This is a genomic window from Actinomyces sp. 594 (assembly GCF_019325145.1).
In the GTDB taxonomy this organism is placed as follows: Bacteria; Actinomycetota; Actinomycetes; order Actinomycetales; family Actinomycetaceae; genus Actinomyces.
In genome coordinates this window covers 25,027-42,106 of record NZ_PIZC01000059.1, presented here as the reverse complement: position 1 = coordinate 42,106, position 17,080 = coordinate 25,027, and the positions used below count along the sequence as shown (strand labels likewise).

Genomic DNA, 17,080 nt, shown 5'->3' with positions numbered 1-17,080 from the left:
CCCAGATGTCATGAGATCCAACAGTCCCAGAAGTCATGAGACATCACAGTACGGTAGGGGTACGTAGCGTCACCGAAAGGTACGAACCGTTGGTGCCAAGTGCCGAACCGTCATGCGAAGTGCCGAACCGTCGCCCGGGCATGCGCGTGCCGGCGGCGTCGCGGCATTCTCCGGCCGCCTGGCGACCTACTCGGGTCAGCCGCGGTTGGCGAAGCGCTCCAGGAGCATGGCGTCTCCGCCGACCACTAGGACGTCGTCGGGGGAGACCAGGGTGGCGGGGGTGGCGTACTCGAAGGGCTCTCCCGGGCTCATCAGGCCGAAGACGGTCACGCCGTAGCGGGAGCGGATCTTGGACTCGCCGATGGTGAAGCCGTGCAGCTCGGCCGGCGGGCGCATCTTGACGATGGTGAAGCCGCCCTTCTCCATCTCGATGTAGTCCAGCATGCGGCCGGATACCAGGTGGGCGGCGCGCTGCCCGGCGTCGAACTCCGGGTAGACCACGTGGTGGGCGCCGATGCGGCGCAGGATACGGCCGTGCGCGCGGGAGACGGCCTTCGCCCAGATCTGCGGGGTCTGCAAGTCCACCAGGTTGCCGGTGATCAGCACGCTGGCCTCCAGGGAGGTGGCCACGCCCACCACGGCTGTGCCGAACTCGGTGGCCCCCAGCTGCTCGAGGGCCTCCATATCGGTGGCGTCCGCCTCCACCAGCGGGATACGTCCGGTCCACTGGCGCACGAGGACGGGGTCCCGCTCGACGGCCAGGACCTCCCGGCCCAGGCGGTCCAGGGTGGCGGCCATGGCCGAGCCGAAGCGGCCGAGCCCGATCACCAGGGTCGAGTCGTTGTAGGCGGAGCGGTCAGGCATGAGTCCTCAATGGCGATAATGGCGATGTGTGGATACTCGGCGGATGATAGCGAGCGGTGCTCGGCTGACGTCACCGGCCGGGCACCGCACCCAACGGTAGTCCCCTCCGCCGAGGTCGGTAGAAGTTACGTGCCGAGGCCGGTCAAATCCGATTAGGTGCGGAGCCGGTAATGCGCCGAGCCCTGCCCGGACGGCTCTCAGACGGCTTGAGGCGCCGCCGCCCGGGGCAGCAGCGGCTCCTCCCAAGCGAGGATGGTGCGCACCGCCAGGCCCAGGTTGCCTACCTGGCAGTGGGAGGCACAGCCCTCTGCCGCGGTGAACACGCGGGTGGTCACCGAGCGAGCACCGGTCAGGGTGCGCACCTGCCGGGGCAGCTGGGCCAGGGGAACGTAGTGGTCCTGCGCCCCGGCGAGCAGCCGCACGTCTCCGCGCACCTGCGCGGAAACCTCGCGGGTGTGCAGCCGCCCGGCGAAGCGCAGGAACTGTGCCGGGGAGTCGGTGCCGGTTACCCGCATCCCCTGCTCCAGCCCCCACTGGACGACGGAGTGCCTACCTGCCAAGGCGAGCAGGCGATTCACCATGCCGCCCGGTAGCCCGGCCAGCACCCGGCCCAAGCGCGACGGCACGGGCGCCGCCTGCCGCATGGCGACGTCGAGGAAGTCGTCCATGACGTCCCAGGCCACCACACGCGCGGCTCGCGGTTCGAAGGCGGCGGCCCGGATCGCCAACTCTCCACCCAGGGACAGGCCAACCAGCGTGACTTCCTGGAGCCCGAAGTGGTCCAGGACCGCCGACACCGGCCGCTCCCACTCCACCGTGAGCGGCACGCCCTGCTCCTCCAGGACCTCGCCCTGACCGGGGCCCTCGAAGGCGATCACGCGATGCCCCCGCTGTGCGATCGCGGCCAGCAGCGGGAACCACTCCTCAATGTAGGAGTCGAACCCGCCGAAGAGCACCCAGGTGCTGCGAGGCTCCTCGCCCGGCGCCAAACCCTGAGCGGGCAGGTCGTAGGCGGGGAGATCGGCGCCGTCGCAGCTTACTCGCACGGGGCTGAGCGCGAACAGGCGCCGCATGGTGCTCACGAAGCGGTGCCGGGTGGGAAGGCAGCGCGGGTCGTCGCCCACCATGAAGAACTGGGCTGCACGCTCGTAGATGGCGGCATCGAACTGCCGGTCGGCCGCGCGGGCGGCCCGACCGAGGTGCAGGTACGCCTCAACCCAGCCGGCATTTGTGCTTGGTAGCGGTGACAGCGCGCGGATCTCCTCGATCGCGTGGGGACCAATCAGCTCGGCCCAGCGCAGCGCCTGGAAGGCGTGGTCGGTGGCGGCCGGAAGCGCCTGCGCGCCCAGGGGCGGGATGTCAAGGTCGAATGCGTGCAAAGTGTTCAACTGCCCTCCTAGCAACAACGAACGTTTCTGTTTGGTGTGGAAGGCTAGCAGCTGTTCCCGCCAAATCAAAACATTCGTTTTGATTTGGCTTGGGCCTAGGGCGGGCGGGGCTGTACCGGCGCGCATATCCTGGCCCCATGCCCCGCGTCACTCAGTCCTACCGGGACCGCCAGACCGCCCGAATCGTGGCGGCGGCGGAGGCCTGCTTTTCCCGCAGCGGCTTCGACGGCGCCTCAATGGACGAAATCATCGCCGAGGCCGGCATGTCCTCCTCCACCGTCTACCGGTACTTTCCCCAGGGGAAGGAGTCCTTGGTCCGGGCTGTGCTCGGACAGGCGATCAACCCCGTGGTGGACTGGATGGCGGGGCTGCCCGCCGCGGGGGAGCTCCCCCCATTTGAGTCCGCTTTCGTCGACGCCGTCGAGATGGCCTGGAGGTACAAGCGGGAGGCCGCCGACGGTAGTCCCGGCGCTACGGGACAGGGCTGCGGCGGCGAGGCGGCTCAGGCGGGGGCTCGCGCAGTAGCGCGCGTCGAGCTCCAGGTCGCCATCTGGGCCGAGCTGGCGCGCCAGCCGGATCTGCGCGCCGCCAATGCCGAGCACTATGTCCGGTTGCGTGCCGAGATCGTCGGTGCGCTCCGGCGGTGGCAGGCACGCGGAGACATCGCCCGGAACCTCGATGCGGAGGCGGTGGCTGCGGTCGTGCACAACGCCGCCATGGGCCTGCTGGTACGGAGAGCCGTCGTCGGCGAGCCCGGCTGGCACGACGACGTCACCGCCACCGCGCATGCCCTGGCCGGCATGATGGGTGGCTGACGGGGGCCGAGTCAGCCGATCAGGGGCCGCTCTGCGGGCATGCGGATCACCCGGCGGCGCTCGCGCAGTGCGAGCGCGGAGGCCGCCGTCATCGTGCCTACGCGACCGATGAACATCAGCACGATGATGACGTACTTCGCGCTCGGCGGCAGGATCGGGGTAATCCCCGTGGACAGGCCCACGGTGGCGAAGGCGCTGATCGCCTCGAACAGGATGCGGTCCAGGGTTAAGTCGGTCAGCTCCAGCAGCAGCAGGGAGGAGATGCCGACGATGCTGACACCGATGAATGACACTGCCACGCTCAGGCGCACGGTTGAGAGGGTGATGCGCCGCCCGAAGGCCTCGATGTCCTGGTCGCCGCGCGCCTCGGCCAGAATTGCCAGCACCAGCACCGCGAAGGTGGACACCTTGATGCCGCCGGCCGTGGAGGCCGAGCCGCCGCCGACGAACATGAGTGCGTCCTGCAGCAGCCAGGTCGACTCGTGCATGTGCTCCGGCGCAATCGTTGACAGCCCGGAGGAACGGGCGTTGACGCTGTTCACCAGTGCGGTCAGAAGCTTCCCGCCGGTGGACAGCGTCCCGTAGGTGTTGGGGTTGTTCCACTCGAAGGCGCCGATGGCCACGGCGGAGAAGGCGCTGAGCGCGGTGTAGGTGGTCAGTGTCAGCTTGCTGTGCAGGGTCAATTGGCGGGGACGACGGCGGTTGCGCGCCACGTCGCGGATCACCGGGAAGCCGATGGCGCCCAGGAAGGTGCCCAGTACGATCGGCAGTCCCATCCACCAGTCGCTGGCATAGGGCGCCAGCCCCTCAGGCATGACTACGAAGCCGGCGTTGTTGAAGATGGACAGCGCCATGAAGAACGCGTACCAGGCGGCGTGCCCGAAGTCGAGCCCCAGCGTGAGGAAGCGGGGAAGCAGCACCGCCATCAGCACCGCCTCGACGCCGAAGGCTGCGTAGGCGACTGCGCGCAGCAGTGAGATGACGTCGCCCAGCCCCGCCATGTTCTCCGAGGCGGTGAGCATGCGCTGCGTCAGTCCCAGGTGGCGGGACACGGCGAAGGACAGCAGCGAGGCCATCGTCATGATGCCCAGGCCGCCGATCGCGGCGCCGGTGATGATGACCAGCTGCCCGAATGTTGACCAGTAGGTGGCGGTGTCCACGGTGGTCAGCCCGGTCACGCATACGGCCGACGTCGCCGTGAACAGGGCGTCCACGAAGGGGGCGCGCTGCCCGCTCGCCGTGGCGATCGGCAGGCTGAGCAGAGCCGCAATCCCCGCGACGATGATGGCGAACACGGTGATGGCCAGGCGTGCGGGGGAGAACCGGGCCACGCGCTCGAAGCGGTTGCGCAGTCCCAGGCGTGCCAGCAGGCCGCGTATGCCGGTGGCGTCCTCTGGGGCCGCCAGCTCGCGTGCCATCGCGCCCGGCCCTTCCGGGTCCAGTGGGTCGGTGGGCTCGGCGGTCCCCATCATGGCTGCGTGGGCCGCTGCGGCGCGGGCAGCGGGTCTGGCGTGGTGCCGGGCGGTTGCCTCCGGCCCGTCCCCGTTTCCGGTCCGCGCCTGGCGCCGGACTGGGGGCGCAGTGGGGTGCGGTTCGAAGTCGGGGCTCATGGCTGAGGACACAGGGTCATTGTGGGCCATCAGGTGCGGCGGCGGGTACTGCCGGGCTGTGCGCCGCGGGGCCGCGTCGCGTCGGGGGCTCGTCAGGGAGTGTCGGGTGTGTGAGATGCGGCGCGCGTGACAAATGGGGGAGGAAAGAGCCTGTGCGACGGTTGAGACACGGGTTATATTGGAGTCGTTCCGTAATCGCATGGGGTCGTGTACGGCCCGGCCCCTCGCGTCCACTACGACCTGACGACAGGACACCACCGCCATGGCATCGGGCACCTCGACTTCACCAAGCGCCGCAGGCGCCCCCAGTTTCCTGACCGTGGCGGAGGTGGCGGCCATGCTGCGCGTGTCGAAGATGACGGTCTACCGCATGGTCCACTCCGGTGACCTGCCCGCCATGCAGGTTGGACGCTCCTTCCGGGTTCCTGAGCGCGCGGTCCAGCAGTACCTTGCGGCCGGCCTGGGTGACTGGGGCCACGAGGACTCTGCGTCGACCGGTTCCTGAGACCCGCTACAATCCCTTCGTCACCCGTGTGGTCGGGTGCGGCCTGTCGGTGCTCCGCTCGACTGTCAAGCCTTTGACCGGCGACTCCTCGAAGTGCTGACCCGCCCGTTGCTCGGCCACCACGCTCGTTCAGTTACGCGCCGGCGCCGCCGGCCGCGCGAGCAGGCCGGCACGAACAAACATCGAAGGAGCCTCAATGGGATCTGTCATCAAGAAGCGCCGCAAGCGTATGGCCAAGAAGAAGCACCGCAAGCTGCTGCGCAAGACGCGCCACCAGCGTCGCAACAAGAAGTGAAGCCAACTGTGCCCGGGGCCTGTTCCCCGGGCACAAACGTTCCCAGCCGCACCGCATAGGAGCACCACATGGCCGTGACCATGCACGACGTCGCCCGTCTGGCTGGGGTTTCGGTCAAGACCGTCTCAAACGTCGTTAACGACTACCCGCACGTGCGCGAGTCCACGCGCACCAAAGTTCTCGATGCCATCGACAAGCTCGGGTACAAGGTCAATCAGTCGGCGCGCAACCTGCGGCGTGGCTCCACCGGACTCGTCTGCCTGGCAGTCCCCGAACTCAAGCTCGCCTACTTCGCGGAGCTTGCCGACGCGGTGATTGCCGCCGCCGAGAAGTACAACCGCACGGTGCTGATCGAGCAGACGAACTCCGACAAGGAGCGTGAGCTGCGGGTACTGCACGACTCCCGCCGGCACCTGTTTGACGGCCTGCTGTTCAGCCCGCTTGAGCTGGGGCAGGATGACATCGCCCAGTTCCACGTCGACTACCCGCTGGTACTGCTGGGGGAGCGGGTCTTCGGTGCCCCCGCAGACCATGTGACCATGGCCAACACCGAGGCGGCGTGCGTTGCCACCAAGCACCTACTGGAGCTGGGGCGCAGGCGGATTGCGCTGATCGGTGCGCATGCGGGGGAGGTCGTCGGCTCGGCCGGGCTGCGCGAGGCCGGCTACCGCCAGGCGCATGCGCAGGCCGGGCTCGCGGTGGACGAGCGGCTGGTGCGGGAGGCGGGCCTGTGGCACCGGGCCAGCGGGGCGGAGGCCGCACGCCGCCTGATCGCGCAGGAGCTTCCCTTCGATGCGGTCTTCGCCCTCAATGACGCCATGGCCATCGGCGTGCTTCACGAGCTGGCCGTCGCCGGCATTCAGGTCCCGGAGGAGGTGGCCGTGATCGGCTTCGACAACGTCGAGGACGGCCAGTACACCCAGCCATCGCTGAGCACTATCGATCCCGGCCCGGGTTGGATCGCCCAGCGCGCCGTGGACCTGCTGGTTGAGCGGATTGAGGAGCAGCAGGCCGGTCGCCCGCCGGCCTCCTACCGCAACGAGGTGGCGCCCTTCCGGCTCGTCCAGCGGCAGTCGACGGCGTTGTAGCTAAGCCCCTCGCGGTCGGCGACCGGCGGGGGACGGCGGCGCTGCGGCGTGACCCGGCTGCGGCTACGCCGGCGGATCGGCGAGTACCCCGGTGCGCAGCAGCCGCTCCCGGGCAAGCAGTGTCATCGCCGCCAGCGGGAGGCTCACCCCAACCAGGACCGCCAACAGCGGCCAGCACCAGGCCACCGCCCCGGCGGCCGTGGCCGTGACCACCATGGCAGTGGTCGTGAGTGGTGAGGCCACAGCGACCCCCGCTGCCCGCCGTAGCGTCTCCCGCGGCCTGAGGCCCCTGGCGGCTCCCAGCAGCGGGATGGTGTAGCACGCCACCACCACGCACATGCCGCAGATGACGATGACGGGTACCAGCAGTGCCACCAGCGCGCCGCGGGCGTACCACAGGATGACCAGGTCTGCGGCGCCCAGCAGGATCGCGGCGACCAGCGGCGCGCCCACGCCCGCCGCGGGCCGGAAGGTCCCCCGGTAGATCCGCCAGAAGTCGCGCCACAGATGCATGGACGGGTCCCGGCGGCTGCGCCGCGAAAGCTCGTGCACGGCGCAGCCGGCAGGAAGTGCACCGCATACCACCAGCCCGGCGAGAAGACCGAGCCACCACAGTATGTTCAGCGTCACCAGCTGGGTGGCAACGCGCAGCCAGCCCATGACGGTGCCGCCCCACCCCGGCAGGTCGATGTCGGCGTCGTCGACCGGTTGCATGCGGCGTTGCCTCATTCCGCCCGGACTCCCAGCACGACCTCGTCTCTCTCCAGTCCCGCGAAGGCGGTAGAGGCCTGGGTGCGCCAGACGACGGCGTCGACGGCTCGGCCATCGACGTCCAGGGTGGCCCGGGCGCCGCCCTGTTCCGCGGGCGTCGGGAGCAGGGCGCCCAAGTGCACCGCATGCGCGGACGGCGTTGCGGGGCGCGTGGAGCCGGTGTCCATCCGCCACACCCGCCACGGGCCGTCCAGGGCGGCCCCATCCAAAGGCAGCAGGGGGAGCGCGTCGTACTCGACGGGGCTCACCACCGGCCAGCCGGCGGAGGTCAGCGCCATGCGGCGCAGCTGCGCCCGGTGGCGCTCGGGATCGGCGCCGGTACGGACGTGGTGGACCAAGAGCATGCCGTCCGGGGTCACCAGGTGGTTGGAGTGCCCGGGGGCCAGCTCCGTCTCGCCCGAAGTGGTTACCAGGGAGCCGAGGATCTTGGTGCCGCCGTCCACGATGTCACCCTCCTGGGAGCCCAGACGGCGGCCGGCCGCATCGAGGAACGGCCCCTCGGGGTGCTCGGAACGCGCGGCCCGGATGTTGTAGGTGTCGAACAGCGAGTCGAAGGAGCAAATCAGCAGGTAGCGCCCGGTCTCCGCGTCGTACCACATGTGCGAGCCCTCAATGGGGCCGTTGTGCGCGGTGGTGCGCCGGCTGACCGGTACGCCCAGGTCGCCCGGCCGGCGGGGCAGGCCCCGCTCATCCAGGGCGATTAGCCGCAGTCCGCCGAAGAAGGAACCGTAGAGCATCAGATCCGTTCCCTCTGCGGTGCGCACGATTGCGGCATCGATGGCATTGACCGGGTCCTCGGCGCGCGTGCGCACCACCGGTCCCAGGTCCGTCCAGGGGCCCTCCAGGCTCGCGGACACCGCCAGGTTGATGCACGAGCGCCGCGAGCCGAAGGTGGAGGCGGAGTAGTACATGCGGTACTCGCCGTCGCGCTCGACGACGTCGGGCGCCCAGATGCCCTGCGCCCCGGACCACTGCTCGGCCGAGGCAGGCACCCCGTCGAAGGCGTGCCCCACCCACTGCCAGTGCAGCAGGTTATCGGAGCGGCGAACCTGTACGCCGACCCCGGGTGATCCTGCGACCTCGGTGTCCGTGGAGAACATGTAGTAGCGGCCGTCGCGGGAGCGGATGACCGTGGGGTCGTGGGCACCCCAGGCGCCGGGATCGGCCCCGGTACCGGGCGCGTAGGCGGTTACGGGCGTCGCAGTCGGCGCGGGCGAGGGGACCGGGCGGGCTTGCGCGTTGCTATCCATCGGCCTCATGCCTTCGTCCCGGTCAGTGCGACGGACTCAATGATCTGGCGCTGGAAGACCAGGAAGATCACGAAGATCGGCAGCAGTGCGACGATGGAGGCCGCCATGATCAGTGGGTAGTCGGACTGGATGGCGTAGTTGGAGTTGAAATTGGCGATCACCAGCTGCAGCGTCAGCTTCTCGGGGCTGTTGAGGTAGATCGTTGGCGCCAGGTAGTCGTTCCACACGCCCATGAACCACAAGATGAACTGGGCGGCGATCGCGGGGCGGATCAGCGGCAGGATCATGCGGAAGAAGATCTGCGGGAAGGAGGCCCCGTCAACCCGGGCCGCCTCGATCAGCGAGTCCGGGGTGGAGGTCAGGTACTGGCGCAGGAAGAAGATCATCATGATGTTGCCGAACATGCCCGGCACGATCAGTGGCAGCAGGGTGTCCACCCAGCCGATCCGGGAGAACATCATGAACTGCGGGATCATGAGCGTCGGGAAGGGAATCATCATTCCGGACAGCAGCAGCAGGAACAGCCCGTTCTTCCCGGGCAGCCGCATCTTGGCGAAGGCGAATGCGGCCAGTGCCGAGACGAAGGAGCCGACGACCGTCACCGACAGGGAGACGATGAGGCTGTTCTTGATGCCGCTGGCCAGCGGCCCCTCGGTCCAGATGCGTAGGTATGTGTCCCAGTGCGCCGGGTTGGGAATCCACTCCGGCGGGAGCGCGAAGACGCCCTCCTTGTCCTTCAGGGAGGTGGTGAGCATCCACAGCAGCGGAGCGATCATGACAACCGCGCCGATGGCCAGTAGGACGGTGATCCAGATATTGGTGATGGTGTAGCGGGTCCTGGCCTTCATGGGGGTCCGGCTACGGGTCTGCTTGAGAGTCTGCATGGTCGCCTCATTCGACGCTGAACGCGTTGCGCGCGTTCATGCGCATCTGGATCGCCGTGATAATGAAGATGAGCACCCCTAGCACGAGCGCCATTGAGGTCGCGTAGCCCATCTGCAGGTTCTTAAAGGCCTTCTGCCAGATGTACCAGACGATGGTTGCGGCGGAGTACTCGGGGCCGCCGGTGGGGGTCATGATGTTGATCTCGGTGAACATCTGGGATCCGTTGATGATGTTGGTGACGATCAGGAAGAAGGTCACGGGGCGCACCATCGGCAGCGTGATCGAGGTGAATTTGCGCAGCGACCCGGCGCCGTCGAGCTCGGCCGCCTCGTACAGCGACTTCGGCACCGACTGGATGGCGGCCAGGTACAGCAGCATGGAGTAGCCCAGGCCCTTCCAGACGGACATGATGATGATCGCCGGTTTCACCGTCGCGGTGTCCTGGAGCCAGTTGGGGCCCTGGATGCCGAAGAGGTGCAGCACCTGGTTGACCAGGCCGTAGTCGCCGTTGTAGGCCCACTGCCACAGAATTGCGATGGCCGCGAGCGAGGAGATCACCGGGATGTAGTAGACCGTGCGGAAGAAGGTCCGCCCCGGCAGCTTCCGGCTCAGCGCCATGGCCAGCAGCAGCGACAGGACCAGGCCGATCGGAATACCGAGCATGTAGAAGAACGTGTTGAACAGCGTCTTGCGGAAGTAGGGGTCGGAGCCGATGGCGATGAAGTTGTCCAGCCCGATGAAGCGAGGGGCGGATAGCCCGTTCCATGAAGTGAACGAGGCGTAGACGGAATAACTCAGCGGAAAGAGGGTGAACAGCAGGAAGCCGATTACGGGGGCGGCCACGAAGGCCGCCGCCCAGCGGTGCTCACTGCGGTGCAGCGTGGACTTGCGCTGCGGCGCGGCGGCCGCCGTGACCGGCCGTGCGGGCGCGGTCGTAGCAGGGGACGTGGAGGACATGGTGCAAACTCCGGGTTGGCGCTGGGGCGGGCGTTTCCACCCGCCCCAGTGGGTGCGAATCAGGCGCCGGCCTGAGCCTGCTTGGCGGCCTCGACGGCGGCGTCGAGCTTTGCCTGCATGACGGGCTGTACCTCCGCGCAGTACTCCGCGGCGGTCTTGTCCCCGTCCAGCACCGGCTGGATGTTGGTGAAGAACTCGTCGTACCACTCGGGGCTCCAGGTGACCGCGCCCGGCAGGGCGTGACCGTCGGTCTCCACGATCTGGAGAAACTCCTCCTTGTTGGCCGGCGCCGTCTCGGTGTCGGTGGCGTACTCGTCCTTGGCGTAGTCGATCAGGTTGGGGATCTGGATCCCCGCCTCCACCAGCTGCTTCTGGCAGTCGCGGTCGGCCGAGAGGTAGGCGACCAGCTTGGCGGCGAGCTCAGGGTACTTCGTGCCCGTGGAGACGGCGATGCCCAGCGAGCCGATGTAGGTGGACGGCTTGCCGGTCTTGCCGGCGGGGAAGGGGATCAGGTCCCACTCGAAGTCCAACTCCTGGTATGTGGACACGTCCCAGGGGCCGACGGGGAAGAAGCCGATCTGGCCGCGCATCCAGCGCTGGTAGGTGTCCATGGTCTGGGCCTGGGCGATGGAAGGGGTGATGCCGTACACGTTCTGCATGTCCGCGAAGAACTGCAGCGCCTCGGCGAACTCCGGGGTGTCGACCGTGACCGTGGTGTGCTCCTCGTTGCACCAGTCGGCGCCGTTGGACCACACGAAGGCCTGTAGGCACCAGTTGACGTTCAGGCCCGTGCCCCACTGGTCGAGCTCGCCGTCGCCGTCGGTGTCCTGGGTGAGCTGCTGGCACACGTCGACGAACTCGTCCCAGGTGTAGGGCACATCCTTGTCGGGCAGCTCGAGCCCGGCCGCCTCGAACATGGTCTTGTTGTAGCCGAAGGCGAACGGACCGACATCCTTGGGCAGGCCGTAGATCCGGCCCTTGCCCACCTGGGTGCCGTCGTAGCGGTAGGAGTCCACGCCGTAGGCCCAGATGTTGTCCAGGTCGACGTCGCCGAGCATGTCGGTGATGTCCATGACGATGCCGTTGGAGGCGAAGGACATGACCGATCCCTGCTCCAGGTAGAAGACGTCGGGAACCTGGTTGCCTGTGATGGCGGCCTGCAGCTTGGTGGAGTACTGGTCGGCGTCGGTGGTGATGACCTTGACGGTGCAGTTGTTGGCCTTGGAGAAGTTGTCGATGGCCGTCTGGTAGGCGGCCTTCTCATCCGTGCCCCCGCGGAACATGTAGGTCAGCTCCGGGGTGCCGGAGGCGGAGGAGTCCGAGGAGGAGCAGCCCGCCAGGGCGGAGGCCCCGGCCAGGGCGCCCGCGGCCAGGGCGAGTGAGTTGAAGGAGCGACGGCTGAGCAGCTGGTGCTTCATCATTGAAGAACTCCGTTCGGGAGAGGTGGGGCATCGTCGGCCCGCTCGATTTACAACGTTAGAAAGTATGGCATGTGACCGGCCGCACGTCAACACCACAAATAGCGCTGGAATTCTGCGGAAAATGCCAGGTCTTGACAGGCTGCGGCGGCGCGTGCAGTATTGTCTATAACGATGTACCAACGGGGTGTGTGGCATTGCGGGCCCGACTGGTTCGGTGGGGCCCACCCGGAGCCGGTCTCTCGCACGCCGCTCCCCAAACCGCTTCGGGAGCAAATATGAACCGACGTTCCCTACTTGCTCTAGGAAGCCTGTTGTCGTCGCAGGCGGTGCTCGGGCTCGCCGGCGGTTGCGCCGCGAGGCACGCCGCGGGCGAGGCCGAGCGCGGCCCGGCCGCGCAGCTGCCCACGCTCGCCGGCGACCTCGTCGCGCACGACCCGGCCCTGTTGCTGGACGAGGACGGCCACCCGCTGGCGGTCTTCTCCACCGGGGATGCGAGCATCGCGGGCGGCGCCATCCTGGTGCGCATCAGCGAGGATGGCGGCACCACTTGGGGCAAGCGAACCGGTGCGTGGCGCCTGGCCGACGAGCCCGCCTGGACGCACGAGACGGTACCCGGGCTGACGAACTACTGGGCCCCCGACGTCGTCCGCGTGGGCGAGGAGATCCGGCTGTACTACGCGGTCTCGACATTCGGCTCCTCCCGCTCGGCAATCGGCCTGATGGTCAACTCCGTCTTTGAGCCGGCCGATCCCCAGACCGGCTGGGAGGACCGCGGCGTGGTGATCACCTCCGGCGACGGCGAGCCCTACAACGCGATCGACCCCTCCGTCCTGACCGATGCCGATGGGCGCACCTGGATGGCCTTCGGCTCCTTCTGGGGTGGGATCTTCGCCGTCGAACTCGGACGGGACGGACTGCGAGCCGACCCCGCCGCGGCGCCCATCCCGCTCGCCCACCGCGGCACCGCGCTGAACGACGTGGAGGGGGCCGCCCTCGCCCGGCACCACGGGTGGTACTACCTGTTCGTCTCCTTCGGCAGCTGCTGCCGGGGAACCGACTCAACCTACGAGACCGCGGTCGGTCGTTCTGAGGCCGTCACCGGCCCCTATCTGGATCGGGCGGGGGTGTCGCTCCTCGATGGCGGCGGCACGGTACTGCTGAGCAGCCGGGGGAGCATGATCGGCCCCGGGGGCGGAGCCGTGGCCGGGGACTGGCTGGTCCACCACTACTACGACGCCGACAACGGCGGCACCGCCACGCTGGCGCTGCGCCGGCTCGCCTGGGACGACGACTGGCCGGTCCTGCTGAGCACCGAGGAGCTGAGCGCGCCTGCGCAGGCGGCACCCTGAGCTCAGGCGGTCGCCTATCCTGCTCCTGCAAGCACGACCCGAGCGGAGCCTCCATGTCACTACCCCCCGACGCCGGCCGCTTCGGCCTGAGCGCGCCCGAACCGCTGTCCGGCACCGAGGCGTGCACCACGCCCATGTCCGTGCATTCCGACCCCGCCGACTGGCCGGCGCCCGTCCCGGCGCTGGCCCGCCCGCTGGGAGCGGACGCCGACGCCGCGCCGACCCTGGCCGAGCTGACCACCCTGCGGGTGGGCGGCCCAGTTGGCGGCTACGTCGAGGCGCGCACCGAGGCCGAGCTCATCGACGCCGTCCGCCAGGCCGACGCCGCCGGCACCCCCCTGCTGGTGATCGGCGGCGGGTCCAACATCCTGGGCGCCGACGCGGGCTTCGACGGCATGGTTGTGCGTGACGCTCGCCAGGAGGTGAACCTATCCGCGGATGACCGCTGCGGGGGCGTGGAGTTCACCGCCACCGCCGGCACCACCTGGGACGACCTGGTGCGCGAGGCCATCGCCAACCAGTGGGGCGGCTTCGCGCCCCTGTCCGGGATCCCCGGCACCGTCGGCGCCGCCCCGGTGCAGAACATCGGCGCCTACGGGGCGGAGGTAGCCGAGCTACTCGCATCCGTGCGCGCCTGGGACCGGGTCGCTGGCCGCCCCGTCCACCTGCCGCTGGCCCGCCTGCACCTGAGCTACCGGGATTCCGCCCTCAAGCGGTCCCTGAGCGACGCCGCCATCGGCGGCGGCCGCACCTGGGGGCCAACGGGCCGCTGGGTGGTGCTGGCGGTGACCTTCGCCGTGCGCAGCGCCTCCCTGTCCGCCCCCATCGCCTACGCCCAGCTGGCAGACACCCTCGGCGTCGAGGTGGGCGAGAGGGTGGATGCCCGCGCCGTGCGCGAGGCCGTGCTGGAACTGCGCCGCTCCAAGGGCATGGTCCTGGATGGGGCCGACCACGACACCTGGTCCGCCGGCTCCTTCTTCACCAACCCGATCCTCACCCCCGCCCAGGCCGACGCCCTGCCTGACGACGCCCCCCGCTTCCCGGTCACCGACCACTCCCGGGCGGTGGCGGGCACCCGGCAGGCGCCCGTCGTCGAGGGGCTGGTGAAGACCTCCGCCGCCTGGCTGATCGACCACGCCGGCTTCGGCAAGGGCTTCGCCCTGTCAACCGCCGGGGCGGAGCCGACCGCCAGCCTGTCCACCAAGCACGTGCTGGCCCTGACCAACCGCGGTCACGCCCGCGCCGCCGACCTGACCGGGCTGCGCGACGCCGTCGTCACCGGCGTGCGCGAGCGCTTCGGGGTCACGCTCGTGCCGGAGCCGGTGCACGTCGGCTTCTAGGTCCGGGCGGGCCCAGGGATCGACCACCCGCACGTGCCGCCCGGCACGCGGATCGGGCAGGCGGCCAGAGGCTTACTCGTCCGCCGCCAGCCAGGCATCCACCTGCGCCAGCCACGCCTGCTTCGAGGCGGGCGAGGCCAAGGAGGCGCGGATGGAGCCGCGCGCAAGCTCCGCCAGCGCGCAGTCATCCAGCCCCAGGTCCCGGGCGAGCTGGTACTGGTCCACCAGCCGGGACTGGAACAGCAGGGGATCGTCCGCTCCCAGCGCCACCTGGGCGCCGTGCTCTAGCAGCACCGGCAGCGGCACGTCACCGGGTTCCCGGTACACGCCCAGGCACACATTCGACGCGGGACACACCTCCAGGCTCACGCCCGCTGCGACGATCGCGTCCAGCAGTGCCGGGTCCTCGCTGGTGCGGATCCCGTGTCCCAGCCGGGTCGGGCCGAGCGCGGAGACGACGTCGCGCACGTGCTCGGGCCCCAGCAGCTCCCCGCCGTGCGGGAGCGAGGCCAGGCCGGCGCGGCGGGCGATCGCGAAGGCCGGCCCCCAGGAGGAGGTCACGCCCGCCCGCTCGTCGTTGGACAGCCCGAAGCCGATGACGGTACCCGGCCCGTCCCCGGCGTAGCGCGTCGCCAACCGTGCCAGCGTGCGGGCGTCCAGGGGGTGCCGGATACGGGACGCGGCCACAATCACCGCCACCTCCACCCCGGACAGGATGGTCGCCTGCCTGGCGGCATCAAGGATGATCTCCAACGCCGGTGTGATACCGCCGACGTACGGGGCGTAGGAGGTCGGGTCCACCTGGATCTCCAGGCGCCGCGACCCCTCGGCGGCGTCGTCGAGCGCCGCCTCCAGCACGATGCGGCGCATGATCTCCTCGGTGACCACCAGGTGGCGGGCCGTGTCGTAGGCCCGCTGGAAGCGGAACCAGCCACGATGGTCCGCAGGCACGTGCAGCGGGTCACCATCGAGGAACGAGGTCGGTAGCCGTGCGCCCGCGCCGGACGCCAGCTCAATGAGCGTCTCCAGACGCATTGAGCCCGTGAAGTGCAGATGCAGGTGCGCCTTGGGCAGGGCGGCTAGGTCGCGCATGGCGGGATTGTGCCACTGCCCGCTGAGGGCTTGCCGCTGACCGACCGGGATCACCCGCGCGGTCGAGCGCGGTCAAGCACGCGATCCATGCGCGCATCCTGTCATTCCTGGCGCGCATTAAGGCAGACTGTTCCCATGAGCACCGTCATGGCCGACCATGAGCCCAGGGAGGTCGCTCTGCTCACCGGAGCGCGCGCGGCCTCCGTGCTGGCAGCAGCACTGGCGCCGTCCGGCCAGCAGCTCATGAGCTGGGAGGTCCATTCGGTCCACCACCGACCCGGTGCCGGCGTCTCGGTCGGCTACACCGCCGTAGTTGCCCGCCCCGATGGCAGCCGCGCCACCGAGTACCTGTGCGCCACCACCGCCCGCCTGTCCAATCCGCAGGCGGCCGGGCTGACCCGGGTGGCTCCCACCGGCGGGGACGGGCCGGTCGTCTACGTGTGGCGGCACCCGGCGGATCCGGAACTGCCCGCGCTCGCGGTAGCCTGCACTCCTTCGCTGCTGTCGCAGCGCCTGGGTGTCCCGGTCAAGGCCACCATGGTCGCCTATCGGCCCACCCGGCGTGCGGTGGTGCGAGTTACCTATCCCGACTCCACCACCGCCTACGCCAAGGTACTGCGTCCTAGCCAGTCCGCGGCATTCGCTGACCGGCACCGCATGCTGCGTGCCGCGGGCGTGCCCGCGCCGGACGTGCTGCGCGATGACCGGGACGGCCTGGTGCTGCTGTCCACTGGCAGGGGCGTTGCCCTGTCCGGGCTGCTCTCCCGCGGCATGGATGAGGCACAGGCGGTACGGGTGTTCAACGCCCTGACCGGGCTGCTGGACTCCCTGCCCGCGGCCGCGCTGCAGCTGGCCGCGCACCCCGCCTGGTCCGAGCGCGCCCGCCACTACGCGCATGCCGCCGCCACCGTCCTGCCGGAGCATGTGGGCCGCACCCGCGCGATCGCCGAGGGGGTCGAGCAGTTGATGGCGGCCTCCGATCCGGGCCCGGTTGTCCCCGTCCACGGCGACTTCTATGAGGCCAATGTGCTCATGGAGGGGGATGCCGTTGCCAGCCTGCTCGATGTCGACTCCCTCGGGCCCGGGCGCCGCGTTGACGACCTGGCCTGCCTGCTCGGGCACGTCAGCGTCCTGGATCACCTGGCGCCGGCCGCCTACCCGCACCTGCGGCCGGCCCTGGAGACCTGGACCCGCCTGGCGGAGCAGCAGGTGGACCCGGTGGCCCTGCGCGCACGCTGCGCCGGCGTGGTGCTGTCGCTGGTTGCCGGCGCGCGCCGGGAGGACGGCGGCCCGTGGCGCGCCGACGCGGAGGGGCGGCTGGCGCGCGCCGAGTCCTGGCTGGCCCAGGCGCGGGAGATCCAGGCGCGTCGCGGCGCCCACTGAGGACTCACTGGGCGGTCGCTGCGCGCGCCACTATTGGGCGCAGGTCCGCGGAGCATCGGGCGGAGCT

Annotated in this window: 16 protein-coding genes; 7 read left to right on the top strand and 9 right to left on the bottom strand. The window is 69.6% G+C overall.

The features are described from left to right. Positions 1 to 195: 195 nt before the first annotated feature. Both GZ998_RS10825 and GZ998_RS10820 read right to left on the bottom strand, forming a co-directional pair. Positions 196 to 864 carry a TrkA family potassium uptake protein gene (locus GZ998_RS10825; protein ID WP_161924794.1) on the bottom strand — a complete coding sequence of 223 codons (669 nt, stop codon included), beginning with the start codon at positions 862 to 864 and terminating at the stop codon, positions 196 to 198. Positions 865 to 1,061: 197 nt separating this feature from the next. Next, a complete protein-coding gene (locus tag GZ998_RS10820; protein WP_219109835.1) occupies positions 1,062 to 2,252 on the bottom strand; it encodes an alpha/beta fold hydrolase in 1,191 nt (396 codons plus the stop codon). A gap of 137 nt (positions 2,253 to 2,389) precedes the next feature. On the opposite strand from GZ998_RS10820, the gene GZ998_RS10815 reads away from it, so the two are divergent. Continuing rightward, positions 2,390 to 3,067 carry a TetR/AcrR family transcriptional regulator gene (locus GZ998_RS10815; protein ID WP_219109834.1) on the top strand — a complete coding sequence of 226 codons (678 nt, stop codon included), beginning with the start codon at positions 2,390 to 2,392 and terminating at the stop codon, positions 3,065 to 3,067. Positions 3,068 to 3,078: 11 nt separating this feature from the next. Here GZ998_RS10815 and GZ998_RS10810 read toward each other — a convergent pair whose 3' ends face one another. Next, a complete protein-coding gene (locus tag GZ998_RS10810) occupies positions 3,079 to 4,485 on the bottom strand; it encodes a TrkH family potassium uptake protein (protein WP_237564408.1) in 1,407 nt (468 codons plus the stop codon). Positions 4,486 to 4,939: 454 nt separating this feature from the next. Here GZ998_RS10810 and GZ998_RS10805 point away from each other — a divergent pair, with 454 nt between their 5' ends. From GZ998_RS10805 to GZ998_RS10795, 3 genes are all read left to right on the top strand, one after another. Then, positions 4,940 to 5,182, top strand: coding sequence for a helix-turn-helix domain-containing protein (locus tag GZ998_RS10805; protein ID WP_161924792.1), 243 nt, complete (start codon positions 4,940 to 4,942; stop codon positions 5,180 to 5,182). Positions 5,183 to 5,378: 196 nt separating this feature from the next. Continuing rightward, a complete protein-coding gene (locus tag GZ998_RS10800; RefSeq protein ID WP_003792170.1) occupies positions 5,379 to 5,477 on the top strand; it encodes a 30S ribosomal protein bS22 in 99 nt (32 codons plus the stop codon). A gap of 68 nt (positions 5,478 to 5,545) precedes the next feature. After that, positions 5,546 to 6,565: a LacI family DNA-binding transcriptional regulator gene (locus GZ998_RS10795; protein WP_161924791.1), complete on the top strand. Its 1,020-nt coding sequence runs from the start codon at positions 5,546 to 5,548 to the stop codon at positions 6,563 to 6,565. Between the two features lie 63 nt (positions 6,566 to 6,628). Here the strand turns inward: GZ998_RS10795 and GZ998_RS10790 are convergent, their stop codons facing one another. Genes GZ998_RS10790 through GZ998_RS10770 form a run of 5 tightly spaced genes read right to left on the bottom strand, consistent with a single transcriptional unit; the run spans position 6,629 to position 11,849 of the window. Further along, entirely contained in the window at positions 6,629 to 7,279 is a 651-nt protein-coding gene (locus GZ998_RS10790; protein WP_219109833.1) for a DUF624 domain-containing protein, read from the bottom strand. Between the two features lie 11 nt (positions 7,280 to 7,290). After that, complete coding sequence (locus tag GZ998_RS10785) at positions 7,291 to 8,586, bottom strand: arabinan endo-1,5-alpha-L-arabinosidase (protein ID WP_219109832.1); 1,296 nt, start codon at positions 8,584 to 8,586, stop codon at positions 7,291 to 7,293. A 5-nt stretch (positions 8,587 to 8,591) separates the two neighbouring features. Continuing rightward, a complete protein-coding gene (locus GZ998_RS10780; protein WP_202616201.1) occupies positions 8,592 to 9,470 on the bottom strand; it encodes a carbohydrate ABC transporter permease in 879 nt (292 codons plus the stop codon). Positions 9,471 to 9,477: 7 nt separating this feature from the next. Continuing rightward, positions 9,478 to 10,428, bottom strand: coding sequence for a carbohydrate ABC transporter permease (locus GZ998_RS10775; protein ID WP_161924788.1), 951 nt, complete (start codon positions 10,426 to 10,428; stop codon positions 9,478 to 9,480). Positions 10,429 to 10,487: 59 nt separating this feature from the next. Then, the gene (locus GZ998_RS10770; RefSeq protein WP_219109831.1) at positions 10,488 to 11,849 is read right to left on the bottom strand and encodes a sugar ABC transporter substrate-binding protein; all 1,362 of its coding nucleotides are present in this window, start codon (positions 11,847 to 11,849) and stop codon (positions 10,488 to 10,490) included. Positions 11,850 to 12,124: 275 nt separating this feature from the next. On the opposite strand from GZ998_RS10770, the gene GZ998_RS10765 reads away from it, so the two are divergent. Next, positions 12,125 to 13,198, top strand: coding sequence for an arabinan endo-1,5-alpha-L-arabinosidase (locus tag GZ998_RS10765; protein WP_219109830.1), 1,074 nt, complete (start codon positions 12,125 to 12,127; stop codon positions 13,196 to 13,198). A gap of 53 nt (positions 13,199 to 13,251) precedes the next feature. Then, positions 13,252 to 14,538: a UDP-N-acetylmuramate dehydrogenase gene (locus tag GZ998_RS10760; RefSeq protein WP_374939208.1), complete on the top strand. Its 1,287-nt coding sequence runs from the start codon at positions 13,252 to 13,254 to the stop codon at positions 14,536 to 14,538. A gap of 72 nt (positions 14,539 to 14,610) precedes the next feature. Here GZ998_RS10760 and GZ998_RS10755 read toward each other — a convergent pair whose 3' ends face one another. Then, entirely contained in the window at positions 14,611 to 15,630 is a 1,020-nt protein-coding gene (locus GZ998_RS10755) for an adenosine deaminase (RefSeq protein ID WP_219109829.1), read from the bottom strand. Positions 15,631 to 15,765: 135 nt separating this feature from the next. Here GZ998_RS10755 and GZ998_RS10750 point away from each other — a divergent pair, with 135 nt between their 5' ends. After that, entirely contained in the window at positions 15,766 to 17,013 is a 1,248-nt protein-coding gene (locus GZ998_RS10750; protein WP_161924785.1) for an aminoglycoside phosphotransferase family protein, read from the top strand. The last annotated feature ends 67 nt before the right edge of the window (positions 17,014 to 17,080 follow it).

Excerpts from the sequence above, each read along its gene's own strand:
- GZ998_RS10825 (WP_161924794.1), bottom strand. The coding sequence starts at position 864 with ATGCCTGACCGCTCCGCCTACAACGACTCGACCCTGGTGATCGGGCTC.
- GZ998_RS10815 (WP_219109834.1), top strand. The coding sequence starts at position 2,390 with ATGCCCCGCGTCACTCAGTCCTACCGGGACCGCCAGACCGCCCGAATC.
- GZ998_RS10810 (WP_237564408.1), bottom strand. The coding sequence starts at position 4,485 with ATGGCACGCGAGCTGGCGGCCCCAGAGGACGCCACCGGCATACGCGGC.
- GZ998_RS10805 (WP_161924792.1), top strand. The coding sequence starts at position 4,940 with ATGGCATCGGGCACCTCGACTTCACCAAGCGCCGCAGGCGCCCCCAGT.
- GZ998_RS10800 (WP_003792170.1), top strand. The coding sequence starts at position 5,379 with ATGGGATCTGTCATCAAGAAGCGCCGCAAGCGTATGGCCAAGAAGAAG.
- GZ998_RS10795 (WP_161924791.1), top strand. The coding sequence starts at position 5,546 with ATGGCCGTGACCATGCACGACGTCGCCCGTCTGGCTGGGGTTTCGGTC.
- GZ998_RS10790 (WP_219109833.1), bottom strand. The coding sequence starts at position 7,279 with ATGCAACCGGTCGACGACGCCGACATCGACCTGCCGGGGTGGGGCGGC.
- GZ998_RS10785 (WP_219109832.1), bottom strand. The coding sequence starts at position 8,586 with ATGGATAGCAACGCGCAAGCCCGCCCGGTCCCCTCGCCCGCGCCGACT.
- GZ998_RS10780 (WP_202616201.1), bottom strand. The coding sequence starts at position 9,470 with ATGCAGACTCTCAAGCAGACCCGTAGCCGGACCCCCATGAAGGCCAGG.
- GZ998_RS10775 (WP_161924788.1), bottom strand. The coding sequence starts at position 10,428 with ATGTCCTCCACGTCCCCTGCTACGACCGCGCCCGCACGGCCGGTCACG.
- GZ998_RS10770 (WP_219109831.1), bottom strand. The coding sequence starts at position 11,849 with ATGATGAAGCACCAGCTGCTCAGCCGTCGCTCCTTCAACTCACTCGCC.
- GZ998_RS10765 (WP_219109830.1), top strand. The coding sequence starts at position 12,125 with ATGAACCGACGTTCCCTACTTGCTCTAGGAAGCCTGTTGTCGTCGCAG.
- GZ998_RS10760 (WP_374939208.1), top strand. The coding sequence starts at position 13,252 with ATGTCACTACCCCCCGACGCCGGCCGCTTCGGCCTGAGCGCGCCCGAA.
- GZ998_RS10755 (WP_219109829.1), bottom strand. The coding sequence starts at position 15,630 with ATGCGCGACCTAGCCGCCCTGCCCAAGGCGCACCTGCATCTGCACTTC.
- GZ998_RS10750 (WP_161924785.1), top strand. The coding sequence starts at position 15,766 with ATGAGCACCGTCATGGCCGACCATGAGCCCAGGGAGGTCGCTCTGCTC.